Source organism: Bordetella ansorpii, from assembly GCF_900078705.1.
GTDB classification, from domain to species: Bacteria; Pseudomonadota; Gammaproteobacteria; order Burkholderiales; family Burkholderiaceae_B; genus Bordetella; species Bordetella ansorpii_A.
Genome location: NZ_FKIF01000006.1, coordinates 564,944 through 579,392, shown reverse-complemented (window position 1 = coordinate 579,392; position 14,449 = coordinate 564,944). Strand labels below are relative to the sequence as shown.

General features: G+C 69.0%; 14 protein-coding genes. 8 read left to right on the top strand and 6 right to left on the bottom strand.

The features are described 5' to 3' along the window. The first annotated feature begins 50 nt into the window (after positions 1-50). From msrA to A6745_RS12985, 3 genes are all read left to right on the top strand, one after another. Entirely contained in the window at positions 51-803 is a 753-nt protein-coding gene (msrA, locus tag A6745_RS12995) for a peptide-methionine (S)-S-oxide reductase MsrA (protein ID WP_066127690.1), read from the top strand. Between the two features lie 365 nt (positions 804-1,168). Next, positions 1,169-3,658, top strand: coding sequence for an AsmA family protein (locus tag A6745_RS12990; protein WP_066127689.1), 2,490 nt, complete (start codon positions 1,169-1,171; stop codon positions 3,656-3,658). Beyond that, positions 3,655-4,038, top strand: coding sequence for an MOSC N-terminal beta barrel domain-containing protein (locus tag A6745_RS12985; RefSeq protein ID WP_066127688.1), 384 nt, complete (start codon positions 3,655-3,657; stop codon positions 4,036-4,038). Before A6745_RS12990 ends, A6745_RS12985 begins: the two co-directional genes overlap by 4 nt. Before the next feature lie 7 nt (positions 4,039-4,045). On the opposite strand, the gene A6745_RS12980 is transcribed toward A6745_RS12985, so the two are convergent. The 4 genes from A6745_RS12980 to rsmD all read right to left on the bottom strand — a co-directional run bounded on the left by A6745_RS12980 (position 4,046) and on the right by rsmD (position 6,817). After that, a complete protein-coding gene (locus tag A6745_RS12980; RefSeq protein ID WP_231886020.1) occupies positions 4,046-5,197 on the bottom strand; it encodes a benzoate/H(+) symporter BenE family transporter in 1,152 nt (383 codons plus the stop codon). A 142-nt stretch (positions 5,198-5,339) separates the two neighbouring features. After that, entirely contained in the window at positions 5,340-5,591 is a 252-nt protein-coding gene (locus A6745_RS12975) for a YfhL family 4Fe-4S dicluster ferredoxin (RefSeq protein WP_066127684.1), read from the bottom strand. Positions 5,592-5,687: 96 nt separating this feature from the next. After that, positions 5,688-6,194: a pantetheine-phosphate adenylyltransferase gene (gene coaD, locus A6745_RS12970; RefSeq protein WP_066127680.1), complete on the bottom strand. Its 507-nt coding sequence runs from the start codon at positions 6,192-6,194 to the stop codon at positions 5,688-5,690. Then, positions 6,191-6,817: a 16S rRNA (guanine(966)-N(2))-methyltransferase RsmD gene (gene rsmD, locus A6745_RS12965; protein ID WP_066127677.1), complete on the bottom strand. Its 627-nt coding sequence runs from the start codon at positions 6,815-6,817 to the stop codon at positions 6,191-6,193. The genes coaD and rsmD overlap by 4 nt, the downstream gene beginning before the upstream one ends. A 22-nt stretch (positions 6,818-6,839) precedes the next feature. Here rsmD and ftsY point away from each other — a divergent pair, with 22 nt between their 5' ends. Then, positions 6,840-8,132, top strand: a complete 1,293-nt coding sequence (gene ftsY, locus A6745_RS12960; protein WP_066128830.1) for a signal recognition particle-docking protein FtsY — start codon at positions 6,840-6,842, stop codon at positions 8,130-8,132. A gap of 175 nt (positions 8,133-8,307) precedes the next feature. Here the strand turns inward: ftsY and A6745_RS12955 are convergent, their stop codons facing one another. Further along, a complete protein-coding gene (locus A6745_RS12955) occupies positions 8,308-10,050 on the bottom strand; it encodes a CYTH and CHAD domain-containing protein (protein ID WP_066127673.1) in 1,743 nt (580 codons plus the stop codon). Positions 10,051-10,257: 207 nt separating this feature from the next. Next, on the bottom strand, positions 10,258-11,082 hold the full coding sequence (locus A6745_RS12950) for an IclR family transcriptional regulator (RefSeq protein WP_066127671.1): 825 nt from the start codon (positions 11,080-11,082) through the stop codon (positions 10,258-10,260). Positions 11,083-11,212: 130 nt separating this feature from the next. Here A6745_RS12950 and ribBA point away from each other — a divergent pair, with 130 nt between their 5' ends. From ribBA to thiL, 4 genes are read left to right on the top strand one after another with little or no spacing between them, the layout of a single operon-like run. Next, positions 11,213-12,397 carry a bifunctional 3,4-dihydroxy-2-butanone-4-phosphate synthase/GTP cyclohydrolase II gene (ribBA, locus tag A6745_RS12945; protein ID WP_066127669.1) on the top strand — a complete coding sequence of 395 codons (1,185 nt, stop codon included), beginning with the start codon at positions 11,213-11,215 and terminating at the stop codon, positions 12,395-12,397. Positions 12,398-12,408: 11 nt separating this feature from the next. Next, positions 12,409-12,927, top strand: coding sequence for a 6,7-dimethyl-8-ribityllumazine synthase (ribH, locus tag A6745_RS12940; RefSeq protein ID WP_066127664.1), 519 nt, complete (start codon positions 12,409-12,411; stop codon positions 12,925-12,927). Beyond that, positions 12,896-13,411: a transcription antitermination factor NusB gene (nusB, locus tag A6745_RS12935; RefSeq protein WP_066127661.1), complete on the top strand. Its 516-nt coding sequence runs from the start codon at positions 12,896-12,898 to the stop codon at positions 13,409-13,411. Before ribH ends, nusB begins: the two co-directional genes overlap by 32 nt. Positions 13,412-13,443: 32 nt before the next feature. Next, positions 13,444-14,418, top strand: a complete 975-nt coding sequence (gene thiL / locus A6745_RS12930; protein ID WP_066127659.1) for a thiamine-phosphate kinase — start codon at positions 13,444-13,446, stop codon at positions 14,416-14,418. Positions 14,419-14,449 lie beyond the last annotated feature (31 nt).

Genomic DNA, 14,449 nt, shown 5'->3' with positions numbered 1-14,449 from the left:
GCGAACGCCGTTTCTCTTCATCGCACCCATCGCGACAGGAGCCTTGCACCATGACGACGCAATCCCCTTCTTCCTCTGCGCGCCGCCGTGCGCTGCTTTCCCTGCTGGCGGGCGGCGCCGCGCTGGCCGCGGGCATTTTCGCCTGGCAATCACCGGCCTGGTCGTTCGGCATGGGCGGCGAGCCCGGCGTGGCCATCGCCGCACCCATGCAGGATGTTCCCGCCAGCGCCGCACGCACCGAGACCGCCGTGTTTGCGGGCGGCTGCTTCTGGGGCGTACAGGGCGTGTTCCAGCACGTACAGGGCGTGCAACGCGTGCTGTCGGGCTATGCCGGCGGCGCGGCCGACACGGCCCGGTACGACATGGTGGGCTCCGGCGCCACCGGCCATGCCGAGTCGGTGCAGGTCACCTACGATCCGTCCAAGGTGTCGTACGGCGCCTTGCTGCAGATATTCTTCTCGGTGGCCCACAATCCCACCGAATTGAACCGCCAGGGTCCGGACGTGGGGACCCAGTACCGTTCCGCCATCTTCCCCATGGATGCCGATCAGAAGCGGGTGGCGCAGGCCTATATCGCCCAACTGGATGGCGCGCATGCCTTCTCGCGCCCGATCGCCACGCGCATCGAGGAGCAGGCCCATTTCTATCCGGCCGAAGACTACCACCAGGATTTCCTGACCGAGCATCCGTCCAATCCCTACATCGTCATCAACGACCTGCCCAAGATCGGCGAGCTCAAGCGCCTGTTCCCGTCCCGCTACCAGGACAAGCCCGTGCTGGTGCGCCAGGCCTCCGCTTCATAATCGCGCAGGCGCAATCGGCCCGCGCCGGCGATTGCCGCGCGGGCCTTTCCCCTGTCATTCCTGTCAGGATTTCCAGTCCTCTTGCACCCTGTCACCCCAAGCGTGCCAGGAACACCTCTTGCTACAGAAGCCGGTCGCTTTGATTTGTTACGATAGGGCTTCATAGGCTGTTCGCGCGCGAGACGAATTTCCCATTGTTCCGAAGGTCTGCCCTTTGATGATTCAGGGCCAGCCGCGGGCTTGGCTGCCGCGGCAGGCCCCTGGCAATGGCGAGCGCGCGGCGCAGCCGCAATGTCGCGCGCCCGTGATGGCGCTCCAACAATATACGCAGTAACTCTCGCAGCCGAGGTAGTGACGGTGCATCAATGAAGACGTGGTTGAAACGCATCCTGATCGGCTTGGTCGTGGTCGTCGTCGTGGCGGTCGTGGGCCTGGCCATTTTCCTGCTCACGTTCGACCCGAACGCCTACAAGTACAAGCTCGAAGAACTGGTCCAAGAGCGCTATCACCGCAGCCTGGCCATCGATGGCGAGATCGAGCTGTCGCTGTTCCCGCGCATCGGCCTGGCGGTGCAGGGCGTGTCGCTGTCCGAACCGAACAGCGACGAGACCTTCGCGTCCATCGACAGCATGCGCCTGGCGGTGGCCGTGTGGCCGCTCCTGTCCAACAGCTTCGTGGTCGATCACGTCACCATCAACGGCTTCAAGGCGCGCATCGTGCGCGACAAGCAGGGCAATCTCAATTTTGCCGACCTGATGCGCGATGAGGCCGCGCCCGCCAACGCGGGGCAGGCGGCTGCCGGCGCCATCGGCGGCGCGGCGCAGGCGCTGGTCAACGGCACGCCCGTCACGCCCAGCAGCATGCAGATCGACATCGCCGGCCTGGATCTGCAATCGGGCGAACTGCAGTTGCAGGATGCCATGACGGGCATGGCGGTGGCCGTGACCAAGCTCAATGCCACCACGGGCCGCATGACGTTCAACCAGCCGTTCGACGTGTCGATGTCGGCCCGCATGGAAGGCGGCAATCCGCGCGTGGACGCCGGCCTGACGGGCCAGGCGCAGATCACCCTGGATCCGGCGGGCGGCCGCGTGGCGGCGCAGAAGCTCGACGTGCGCATGAACGGCATCCTGCCTGGCGCCCAGGCCAAGAGCCTGGCGGTGCGCGGCAACCTGGCGGTCAACCGCCGCGCGTCGTCGCTGGACGTCTCCGGCCTCGAACTCGTCTTCGCCGGCGACATCACCGAGCCCTCCATCGCCATGACCGGCGTCGAGGCCAGCGTGGCGGTGCCCAAGCTGGCGGCCGATCCCAAACAAAGCCAGTTGCTGCTGGAGCGCATTGCGGTGCGCGTGAAGGGTACGCGCGCGGGCGGCCCGCTCGAACTGGCGCTGGATGCGCCCACGCTGAGCATCAAGCCCGATGCGGCCACCGGCCAGGGCGTGACGGGCCGCGTGCGCACGCAGGCGCTGGACACCAGCTTCGGCCTGACCGGCATCAGCGGCAACGCCCGCGAACTCGACATCCAGCAGGCCAAGATCGACGGTACCCTCAAGCAGGGCGAGCGCGTGGTCAAGGCCGCCTTCACGTCTCCCGTGTCGCTGAACCTGCTGCAGCGCTCGGGCGGCCTGTCGGCCGTCAGGGGCGAGGTCAACATCACCGATCCCGGCCTGCCCAAGGGCAGCCTGCAGATTCCCGTCATCGGCAGCGCCTCGGCCGACCTGTCCAAGGACCAGGCCAGCGCCCGCATCAATGCGGTGCTCGAAGGCGGCAAGTTCGACCTGTCCACCGACGTCAGCCAACTGACGCAGATCCCCAGCGTGAAGTTCGCGCTGGCCGTGGACACGCTGGACCTGGACAAGCTGATGCCCGCCGCGGCCTCGCTCAAGCCGGCCGCCCCCGCGGGCGATGGCAAGCAGGACGCCTCCAAGCCGGCCGCGCCGGCTGCGCCCGCGAGCCAGCCCGCCAATGACGGCAGCATCGATCTCTCCGGCCTGGTCGGCCCTTCGGCCGTCGGCACGATCAACATCGGCCAACTGGTGGTGCGCAAGGTCAAGGCCTCCGACGTCGCCGTCGCGCTCGAACTGAACAAGGGCAAGCTCGACATCACCTCGATGGTGGCGGCGCTGTACGACGGCAAGCTGGGCGGCACGATGTCCGTGGATGCCGCCAACGGCAACCAGATGGCCGCCAAGGTCACGCTCGCCGACGTGTCGGTGCAGCCGCTGCTGGCCGACGTGGCCGGCCGCGACGCTCTGACCGGCAAGGGCAGCATCGTGGTGGACCTGAAGACGGCCGGCGCCAATACCTATGCCCTGCTCAACGGCCTGGGCGGCACGTCGCAGATCCGCCTGCGCGATGGCGCCGTCAAGGGCATCAACGTGGCGCAGGTGCTCAGCGAGGCCAAGTCCCTGTTCGGCGGCGAGATCAAGAACTCGCCCGTGGATTCCGATGCGTCGCGCCAGACCGAGTTCACCACGCTGGACGCCGACCTGACCCTGGCCAAGGGCGTGGCGAAGGCCACCCGCCTGGATCTGAACTCGCCGCTGGTGCGCGTTACTCAGGGCGACCCGGCCAACATCGATTTTCCGCGCGGCTCGCTAGATTTCGTGGCGCGCGCGCGCGTCAACGCCAATCCCTCCGAAGCGGGCAAGGCGCTGGACTTCCTCAAGGGCGTGTCGGTGCCGGTGCACGTCACCGGGCCGTTCGACAAGCCCGTCTACACGCTGATGTGGCAGACCATCGCCGGCGACCTGCTCAAGCAGGGCGTGGCCCGCCGCCTGAAAGATGCGCTGGGCGGCCAGGGCACGTCGGTGGATGCCGTGAACAAAGCACTGAAAGGCTTGATCGGAAAATGAGCGACGTGACTTTCCAGCCCGTGGCCGAGTGCGGCCACACCACCCAGTCCGACGCGGCGGCCTACGACCGGCGCTGGCTGGTGGTCAACGACGCCGGGCAATGGATGAGCCGCGAGCTGTGCCCGCGCCTGGCCGACGTATCGGTGGAACTGCGCCTGGGCTATCTGGTGCTGAAGGCGCCCGGCATGCTGCGGCTGGACATTCCGCTGGACGTGATCGAGGACGACGACAGCGTGCGCTACCAGATTCCGCTGCGCGGGCAGGAAATCGACGTCATCGACGAAGGCGAACTGGCCGCCGCCTGGATTTCCAACGTGGTCGGCTTTCCTTGCCGCGTGATGAAAGTCCATCCGGACGTGGCCGAGGTGTGCTGGGGCTGACGCGCGTTCAGGCGGATCGGGCGCGCCGGAATTCCAGCGCCGCATGGGTGGCCAGGCCTGCGGCCAGGCCCCAGAACGCCGATCCGATGCCCCAGAAGCTGGCGCCCGACGCGGTGGCCAGCAGCGTCACCAGCGCAGCTTCGCGGCGCTGCGGATTGGCCATGGCCGAGGCCATGCCGCCCATGATGGGCCCCAGCAGCGCCAGCCCCGCCAGGGCCGCAATCAGGGCGGGCGGCAAGGCCTGGAAGAACACCGCCACGGCGCCCGCGACGATGCTCAGCAGCGCGTACGACACACCATAGGTGGCGGCGGCCACATAGCGCCTGGCCGGATCGGCGTGCGCTTCCGGCCCCGCGCAGATGGCGGCGATGATGGCGCCCAGCGTGACGCTGTGCGCGCCGAACGGCGCCGACAGCAGTCCCATCAACCCGGTGGCTGCCACCAGCCGCGATGCGGGCGGCCGGTAGCCCGCGGCTTGCAGGATCGCCAGGCCGGGAAGATTCTGCGAAGCCATCGCCACCACGAACAGCGGCACGCCCAGGCTGATGGCCGCCTGCAGCGTGAACGCCGGGGTGGTCCACACGAATTCGGTCAGGCTCCAGGCCACGCCCTCCAGGTGCACCAGGCCCGTGGCGGCCGCCACGACCAGGCCCACGGCCAGCACCGCCAGCACGGCGTAGCGCGGCATCCAGCGCTTGCCCAGCAGATAGGCCGCGCACATGGCCAGCACCAGCGCGGGCTGCGCGCCGATGCCGCGGAAGATGCCCATGCCGAAGTTCAGCAGCACGCCGGCCAGCATGGCGCCCGCGATTTCGGGGGGAATGCGCCGGACGATGGGATCGATCCAGCCGAACACGCCGCACAGCAGCGTCAGCGCCGCCGCCAGCACGAAGGCGCCGATGGCCTGGTCGAACGGCACGCCGACCAGGCTGGTGATCAGCAAGGCCGCGCCGGGCGTGGACCAGGCCATGACCACGGGCACGCGGCTGCGCACGCTGATGACGGCGCCGCCCAGGCCCAGCGCCAGGCAGATCGATCCCAGCCAGGAACCGATCTGGGCCGCGTCCAGGCCGCCCGCGTGGCCCGCCTGCACCATCAGCACGGCGGTGCCGCCGAAACTGACCAGCACGGCGACCAGGCCCGCCACGATGGCGGACAGGGAGATGTCGCGGGTGCGGGGTGTGCTGCCGGCGGCGGCGGGGGGCGCCGAGGCGTCGCGATAGGCGTTGCCGTCCGGACTCATCGGTAGGATCTCGCGCGGGGCCCGGCTGCCCGCGCACATGCGCACGATGGCTTGGCGGTCATGGCTGGCCGGTCAGGCGGCGGTACTTGGCCATCAGGGCGTCCTGGCCTTCGTGCCATTGGGGATGCAGTTCGATGCACTCCACGGGACAGACCACCTTGCACTGGGGCTCTTCGTGATGGCCCACGCATTCGGTGCAGCGGTCGGGATCGATGACGTAGAACTCGTCACCCATGGAAATCGCGTCGTTCGGGCACTGAGGCTCGCAAACGTCGCAATTGATGCATTCGTCGGTGATGAGGAGGGCCATGGGGAAGCGGGGCAGGGCAATGCGCCATTGTAGCGCCGCCCCCAGGGCCGGCCGGATAGACCCCGCCGTGGACGCGGTCTCGTGTGCAGGCCGGTCTCAGTCGCCCGGCCAGGATTGCTCGCGGCGCTCGCGGGCCTTTTCCTGCAGCCAGCGCTCGACCGACGGGAACACGAACTTGCTGACGTCGCCGCCCAGCTGGGCGATCTCGCGCACGATGGTGCCCGAGATGAACTGGTACTGGTCCGACGGCGTCATGAACAGCGTCTCGACGTCGGGCAGCAGGTGGCGGTTCATGCCGGCCATCTGGAATTCGTATTCGAAGTCGGATACCGCGCGCAGGCCGCGCACGATGACCGTGGCGTTCTGTTCGCGCACGAAGTCTTTCAACAGGCCGCCGAAGCTGAGTACCTCCACGTTGGGATAGTGGCCCAGCACCTCGCGGGCGATCTCCACGCGTTCCTCGATGGTGAAGAACGGCTTCTTGTTGCGGCTGTGCGCGATGCCGACCACGAGTTTGTCGAAAAGCGAGGCTGCTCGGCGCACCAGGTCTTCATGGCCGCGCGTCAGCGGGTCGAATGTGCCGGGGTAGACAGCTGTGATCATGCGGGCTCCGTATGTTGTTTGTGGCTTGCACCATCCTCCGAACCCGGATTATTGATCGTTTTCCGCAACGCAGCAAACTGCAGCAGATGGTAGTGAACGGCGCCGGCCTTGCCGTCGCGCAACCGTTCAAAACCTTCGGGGGGCTCGCAGGCGCCTTCGGACTCGACGTAGACTAGGCCGTCCTCGGCCAGGATGGCGGGCAGAAGCGGCCACAGGCGCGGCAGCCAGCCCTGGTTGAAGGGCGGATCGAGCAGGATCAGGTCGAAGCGCGAGGCGTCCATGCGCTGCAGCGCCTCCATCGAATCGCCCGCATGGATGCGCACGGTATCGGCGCGCAGCTTGTCGCGCAGCGTCCGTAGCGCGGACACGGCGCCGCGGTCGCGTTCGACCATCTGCACCAGCGCCACGCCGCGCGACGCGGATTCGAAGCCCAGCGCGCCGCTGCCCGCGAACAGGTCCAGCACGCGCTTGTCGCTGAATTCGCCGCCCCACAGATGGGTCAGCCAGTTGAACAGGGTTTCCCGCACCCGGTCGGGCGTGGGACGCAGGCCCGGCACATCGGGCACTGCAATCGGGGTGCGCCGGTACTGGCCGGCGACGATACGGATGGAAGAGGTACCCATGGATGCGAATATACTTCCGCCCATGTTCAGCTTCTTCAAGAAAAAGCCCCCCGCGACGCCCGAGCCGCAGCGGCCGCAGGCCCCCGCGCCGCTCGACGAGCGCGCCGCGCCGCCCGTGGCCGATCCCGCGCCGGCCCCGGCGCCCGCGTCCGTCGAGCCCGCCGCGCGTTCCGAGGCGCCCGTGGCGCCCGTGGCCGTCCCGCCTGCCGAGCCCGCCGAGACGAATGCGCCCGCCGTTGCGCCGGTGCCCGCGCAGGCTCCCATGCCTGCCGCAGCCGCGCCCGTGACGGCGGCTCCGGCCACCGCGCTGCCGCAGGCCGTGCCGCCCGCGCCGGTTGCCCCGCCTTCGGCCATCGTTCCCGCCGCGCCGCCGCCTGCCCCCGCCAACGAACCTCCGGTGCGCAAGGCCTCATGGCTCAGCCGCCTGAAGCAGGGCCTGTCGCGTACCGGCCAGAGCCTGGGCGGGCTGTTCGTCGGGGTCAAGGTCGACGAGAACCTGTTCGATGAGCTGGAGTCGGCCCTCATCATGGCCGACGCCGGCATCGAGGCCACCGAGACCCTGATCACCGCGCTGCGTGCGCGCGTGAAGAAGCAGCGCATCGAAGACCCGGCCCAGGTCAAGGCCGCGCTGCGCGAGCTGCTGACCGATCACCTGCGCCCGCTGGAACGCAACTTCGACGTCGACAAGGCCAAGCCCCTGGTGGTGATGATCGCGGGCGTCAACGGCGCCGGCAAGACCACCTCCATCGGCAAGCTGGCGCACACCTTCCAGCGCCAGGGCGCCAGCGTGCTGCTGGCGGCCGGCGACACCTTCCGCGCCGCCGCCCGCGAGCAACTGGTGGAGTGGGGCAGCCGCAACAACGTGCAGGTCATCGCGCAGGATGGCGGCGATCCCGCCGCCGTGTCGTTCGACGCGGTCAATGCCGGCCGCGCGCGCGGCGTGGGCGTGGTCATGATCGACACCGCGGGCCGCCTGCCGACCCAGTTGCACCTGATGGAAGAGCTGAAGAAGATCCGCCGCGTCATCGGCAAGGCCGACGCCACCGCGCCGCACGAAGTGCTGCTGGTGGTCGATGGCAATACCGGGCAGAACGCCCTGGCGCAGATCCGGGCCTTCGACGCCGCCATCAACCTTACCGGCCTGGTCGTGACCAAGCTGGACGGCACCGCCAAGGGCGGCACGCTGGCCGCCGTGGCCGCGGGCAGCCAGGGCGTGCGCCCGATCCCGGTCTACTGGATCGGCGTGGGCGAAGGCATGGAAGACCTGCAGCCGTTCGTCGCCTCGGAATTCGCGGGCGCCCTGCTGGCGGATTGATGCCGCCGTCCCTGGACGCCCCCCTGCCAGAGGGGCGTGCCGGGATTCGCCGCGTGCCGTGTCCGGCAAGGGTGATGCCCGACCCGGCAACGCAACAAGACAAAAGGCGCCGTCACTGGCGCCTTTGTCAATTCCACCGTGGAGCTTCAGCGGCGCACCGGTGCGCCGCCTGGCGTCACTTCCAGAATGCCTTGGCCTGCGCCAACTGGTCGAACGCGCGTTGCGCCTCGACGGAGATCGCGTCCAGGCGTGCGCCGATCCAGCCCAATGCGAACCAGGCCTGCGGGTGCTCGCTCACACAGTTTTCGTAGTGCTCGCGCGCGACGGCCAGATCGTTGAACTCACCGAGCAGCTCCTGCACCAGCGCCAACTGCTTGCGATAGCCCTGCAGGCGTGCGGCGGGCAGCAGCGATTCGGCGAACGACAGGCCGTAGCGCAGGCGCTTGGCACGCTTGCGCAGATCGTGGCGGGCTTCGATTTCCAGCGTGGTGAAGCGCTTGCCTTCGGCCACCACCTTCTTGTGCCAGCGGTGCAGGCGGCTGGCCAGCAGGTCGTGCAGCGGCGGGGGGGCTTCCGGCGGCTCGGGCTGGCGCAGCGGAATGATGGTGGGGATGATGGGCGCGGAGGGCTCATCGGCCGGCGCCGCGGTGGCGCCGTCAGCCGGGGCCGCCTGCGCGGCGGCATTGTCTTCAGCCGATGCGGCGGCAGGCGCGGCCGTCGTACTGCCTGCGGGAACCGCCGTGGTGGCCAGCGCGGACTGCACCAGCGGCGTGGCCGGCACGGCGGGCAGGGGGGCGGGACGAACGTCGAGACTCCATTCCAGCATGTCCAGCAGCCAGCCCTGGAAGGCGCGGCCGGAGGCGATGGTGGACGAGTCTTCGTCGGGCGCGGCGGGCTTGTGCGGAATCACCGGCATGCCGGCGCGCTGCAGCATCGGGGCGACGGTTTCGTCCAGGACGTCCTGGTCGCGGTTGGCGCCGAAGGCCGCGAAGTGGATGCGCACGCCGTCCAGCAGCGCTTCGGGGATGGGGGCGGTCCAGCCGTCGAACAGGCGCCAGGCGGAGCGCAGGCGGCGCACGCCCACGCGCAACTGGTGCACGTGCTCGGAATGGCCGGCCTTGTACACGCCGGCGGTGTCCACTTCGGCCAGCATCGCGGCATTGTGGATGACCTGTTCCAGGCATTCGGCGGCGATGGCGCCCAAGGCCTTGGGCGCATCCATGTCTTCGGTCAGCTTGATGCTGTTGGCGCCGCGCGTGCCCCAGAAACCGGCGATCAGCTTGCGGCGTGCGTCGGCGGTGGCTTGCGTGCCGTCTTCCGGCTTGTCGGCCAGGCGCACGGCCAGCGCGGCCAGCGCATCGCCCCGATGCGACTTGCTGCGCGTGTCCAGGATCAGGCCGTGGCGTTGCTGCCAGGTGCGCGCCACCGCGAAGATCGCGGCGGTGCGGCCGGACAGCAGTTCGAATTCGACTTCGGAGATCGGCAGTTCCAGGTCGCCGGCACGGATGATGCCGGTGTCGTAGGCGATCTCGACGGAGCCGAAGCGGCTGCGCACCTTGCACAGCACGCGCTGCACGTCGGTTTCGTAGCGCAGGCCAAGCTCGCCGCGCAGGCCGGCCAGCGCGGCTTCGACGGGCGTGCCGGCATAGACCGACAGGTCGAGCACGGGGCCGGGACGCGGGTGGTTCAGTTCCATGCGCGTGATGGCGTCCGCGCCGGGCATCTTCAGGGTCTGGATCCAGTCGCTGCCTTCGCGGCGCAGCCGCAGGGCGATGCGGGCGCGAGCCAGTTCACGTTCGGGGGTGTCGAAATACAGGGCGTGCAGCCGCACCCGCGCGGCGGAGCGCTTGCGCAGTTCCTGTTGGATGGCGGCGCCGGCGGTTGGCGGAACGTGCAACTTCAACTCTTGTTCTGACATGACCCTTGTACGGCGAGAGCTTAAAGACGGCCATCTTATAGAAAAGAGGGCGGATTTTGATGACGAGTCATTTTTCGGTCATCAAAAAGGCGGAGAAGCGTGGCATGGCAGGCATGCTGCACCGCAAAAAAGATTTTAAGCCAGCGAAAGACGCAGGCTCGTGAAAAATACGCGCTGTTTCAGCAGCGATATGTCAGCGGCGATACGTCAGCTGCGATAGCCCAGCTTGCGGGATATCTCTTGCGCGCAGGCCTGCAGCGGCCTGGCGATCGCGCCGTTCCAGGCCGTGTCGAACAGGCCGTTGGGACCCAGCGCGGTCAGGGCCAGCACGATGGCGCCGGTGTGGTCGAACACCGGCACCGACAGTGCGTCCACGCCGGGCAGCGGATTGCCCAGGGCGCGTGCCATGCCGTGCACGCGCACGTCGGCCAGCAAGGTGTCCAGGTGCTCGACCGGCCCCGTCTTGCGGGCGCCTGCCAGTGTGGCGATGACGGCGGCGTCGCCCTCTTCGCGGGCGATGTAGTGCTCGGCCACCTTGGGCGGCAGCCAGGCCGCGAACACCAGTCCCGTGGCCGTGTGCAGCATGGACATCACCGTGCCCTTGCGCATGTTCACGTGCACCGGATAACTGGCTTCGGCGATGTGGATCATGGTGGGACCATGCGAGCCCAGCACGGCCACGCCCAGCGTATGGCCGATCTCGGCCTGCAGCAGCGCCAGTTCGGGCAGCGCCACGCGCACCGGATCCAGCCGTTGCAGGCTGACCAGTCCCATCTGCAGCGCGAAGGGACCCAGCTCGTACTGGCCGGTGGCCGCATCCTGCTGCACCAGGCCGACCCGCGTGAAGCTGACCAGATAGGGGTGGGCCTTGGCCGAGGTCATGCCGGCCGCGGTGGCCAGGTCGCGCAGCGTCAGCGGGCGCGCGGCGTCCACCAGCGCGGCCAGCAGCGGAAAGCCGACCTCGACCGACTGGATGCTGCGGCGGCCATCATTGGCGGGCGCCGGGGGGCTGGCCGTCTTGCTGGCGGGCATGGGGCGTGAGGTCCTGTGTTCGACGAAAATATTGGGGGCGGGGTCAGCGCGAAGTGTACGCCGGCATTGCCGCGCCAGGGGGGGTAAAATCCCTACTTTTCCCGCCTGCAGCAGTCTGCTGCCTTCCCCAATGTCAGCCCAGATTTCCCCTGTCGCGTCCGGCGTCGAACCGGAAGCCTTCGACATCGCCCCGGTGCCCGAGATCATCGCCGAGCTGCGCGCCGGCCGCATCGTCATCCTGGTCGACGAAGAAGACCGCGAGAACGAAGGCGACCTGGTCATGGCCGCTGAATTCGTCACGCCGGAGGCGATCAACTTCATGGTCACCCATGGCCGTGGCCTGGTCTGCCTGACGCTGACCGAAGAGCGCTGCCGCCAGCTCGAACTGCCGCTGATGGCCAGCCGCAACGGCACGCGCTACGGCACCAACTTCACGCAATCCATCGAGGCCGCCGAAGGCGTCGAAACCGGCATCTCGGCCGCCGACCGCGCCCGCACCATCCAGGTGGCCGTGGCGCGCGACGCCAAGCCGTCCGACCTGGTGCAGCCCGGCCACATCTTCCCGGTGCGCGCGGTGCCGGGCGGCGTGCTGGTGCGCGCCGGCCACACCGAAGCCGGCTGCGATCTCACCGACATGGCCGGCCTGACGCCCGCCGCCGTCATCTGCGAGATCCTGAAGCCCGACGGCACCATGGCCCGCCTGCCCGACCTGGCCCTATTCGCCCGCGAACATGGCCTGAAGATCGGCACCATTGCCGACCTCATCCAATACCGCAGCGAGCACGAGTCCATCATCCAGCGCGTGGGCGAACGCCGCATGCGCACGCCGTGGGGCGAGTTCCACGGCATCGCCTACCGCGACGACGCCACCGGCTCGCCGCACATCGCGCTGGTGCACGGCACGATCGACCCCGAACGCGAAACCCTGGTGCGCGTGCACGAGCCGGCCTCGCTGCTCGACGTGCTCGATACGGGCTCCAGCCCGCACAGCTGGTCGGTCGGCCAGGCGCTGCGCGCCATCGCCGCATCGCCCGCCGGCGTGCTGGTCCTGATGAATTGCCAATCGTCCACCGAGCACCTTTTCGGCCAGGTCGAGGCCTGGGCGGGTCCTGGCGCCACCAGCGCCGGCGCTGCCCAGAACGCCGACCGCTTCGGCCTGCGCACCTACGGCATCGGCGCGCAGATCCTGCGCGACCTGCACGTGGGCCAGATGAGGCTGTTGGCCAAGCCGCGCAAGATGCCCAGCATGGCAGGGTTTGCCCTGACCATTACGGGTTACGATTGCGCTCCCCCTGATTCTCCCGCCACCACCTGAAAGGCAGATTCATGAATCCCTACATCCTGACCCCCGACCTGAACGGCGAAGGGCTGCACATCGGCATCGTGCGTGCCCGTTTCAACGAAGAGATCGGCCAGGCCGAGTTGCAGGCCTGCCTGGAAGAGCTGGCCAACCTGGGCGTGGACGAGCGCGACGTCATGGTCGCCACCGTGCCCGGCGCGCTGGAACTGGGCGTTGCCCTGTCCCACATGGCCGAGAGTTTCGAGTTCGACGCCCTGATCGCCCTGGGCGCGGTCATCCGCGGCGAAACCTACCACTTTGAAGTGGTCAGCAACGAAATGGCCACCGCAATTTCCCGTATCTCCCTCGAAACCGGCGTTCCGGTCGCCAATGGCGTGCTCACCGTCGACACCGACGAGCAAGCCCAGGCACGCGCCGCCGGCAAGGGCCGCGACTGCGCCCAGGTGGCCGTGGAAATGGCCAACCTGGTGGCCGCGCTCGAGCCCGAGGAAGATGACGACGAGGACGAAGACTTTGACGACGAAGAAGACGACGACGGCCGCTGATCCCAGCGCCGTCCAGGCCCGCGCCAACGCGCGCAGTGCGCGCCGCCGTGCCCGCGAATTCGCGCTGCAGGGCGTCTACGCCTGGCTGCTGCGCGGGGGCGAGGGCACGCAGGATGCCGGCGAGATCGATGCCCATCTGCGCGATGCCGAGGATTTCTCCGAGGCCGACGCGCAGTGGTTCAAGACCTTGCTGCATGGCGTGTTCCGCGAGGCGCCCACTCTGCGTGAGCGCTTCACGCCCTATGTCGACCGTCCGCTGGCCGAGCTGTCGCCGGTCGAGCACGGCATCCTGCTGATCGGCAGCTACGAGCTGGTGCATCACGTCGAGGTGCCGTACAAGGTCGCCATCAACGAGGCGGTCGAACTGGCCAAGTCGTTCGGCGGCACCGACGGCTTCAAGTTCGTCAACGGCGTGCTCGACAAGCTGGCTGCCGACGTGCGCTCGGCCGAGGTCCAGGCCGCGCAGCAGCGCCGCTCGTCCTGAGCCCCTTCGGACGGTCCGCTTCCCACGACGCCATGCCGTCCGAGTTCGAACTCATCGCCCGCTATTTCAACAGGCCGGTCGCTCCCGGCCTGCTGGGCGTGGGCGACGACTGCGCCTTGTTCCCGGTGCCGGCCGGGCATCACGTGGCCACCAGCACCGACCTGCTGGTCGAGGGGCGCCATTTCTATCCCGACGTCGATCCGCAGGCATTGGGCCACAAGTCGCTGGCCGTCAATCTGTCGGACCTTGCGGCCATGGGCGCGCGTCCGCTGGGCTGCGTGCTGGGTCTGGCCATGCCGCGCGCCGACGACGCCTGGCTGGCGCCGTTCTCGCAAGGCTGGCATGCCCTGGGCGATGCCTGGCAGTGTCCGCTGGTCGGCGGCGACACCACCGGCAGCAAGCTGGGCCTGACCATCAGTGTCACCGTGTTCGGCGCGGTGCGGCCGGGCCAGGCGCTGCGGCGCGACGCGGCCCGGCCCGGCGACGACATCTGGGTGTCCGGCGAACTGGGCGCGGCGGACGTGGCCTACCGCCTGCTCGACGGCCAGTTGCCGGCCGACCCGCAGCGGCTGGCCGCCACGCGCCGCGCGCTCGAATGGCCGCAGCCGCGCGTCGGCCTGGGCCTGGCGCTGGCCGGCCTGGCGCACGCGGCCATCGACATCTCCGATGGACTGCTGCAAGACCTGGGCCATATCCTGGCGGCCAGCCGCGCGGGCGCGGAACTGCGCTATGCCGACCTGCCCGTGGCCGCGTCGCTCGACGGACTGGACGAGGCCGTGCGCCGCCGGGCCGTGCTGGGCGGCGGCGACGTCTACGAACTGTGCTTCACCGCCGCCGCGTCCGACCGTGCCCGCGTCCAGCAGGCGGCCTTGCGGGCCGATGTGCGCGTCACGCATGTCGGCAGCGTGCGGGCCGAGCCGGGCGTGGTCGTCAGGGATGCCGCCGGCCGGGCCATGGCCGACCTGCCCGCGGGCTTCGATCACTTTCCCACGGCCGCGCAGCCCTGATGCGCCGCGCGGCCGCCGCTCTTCGCAACCT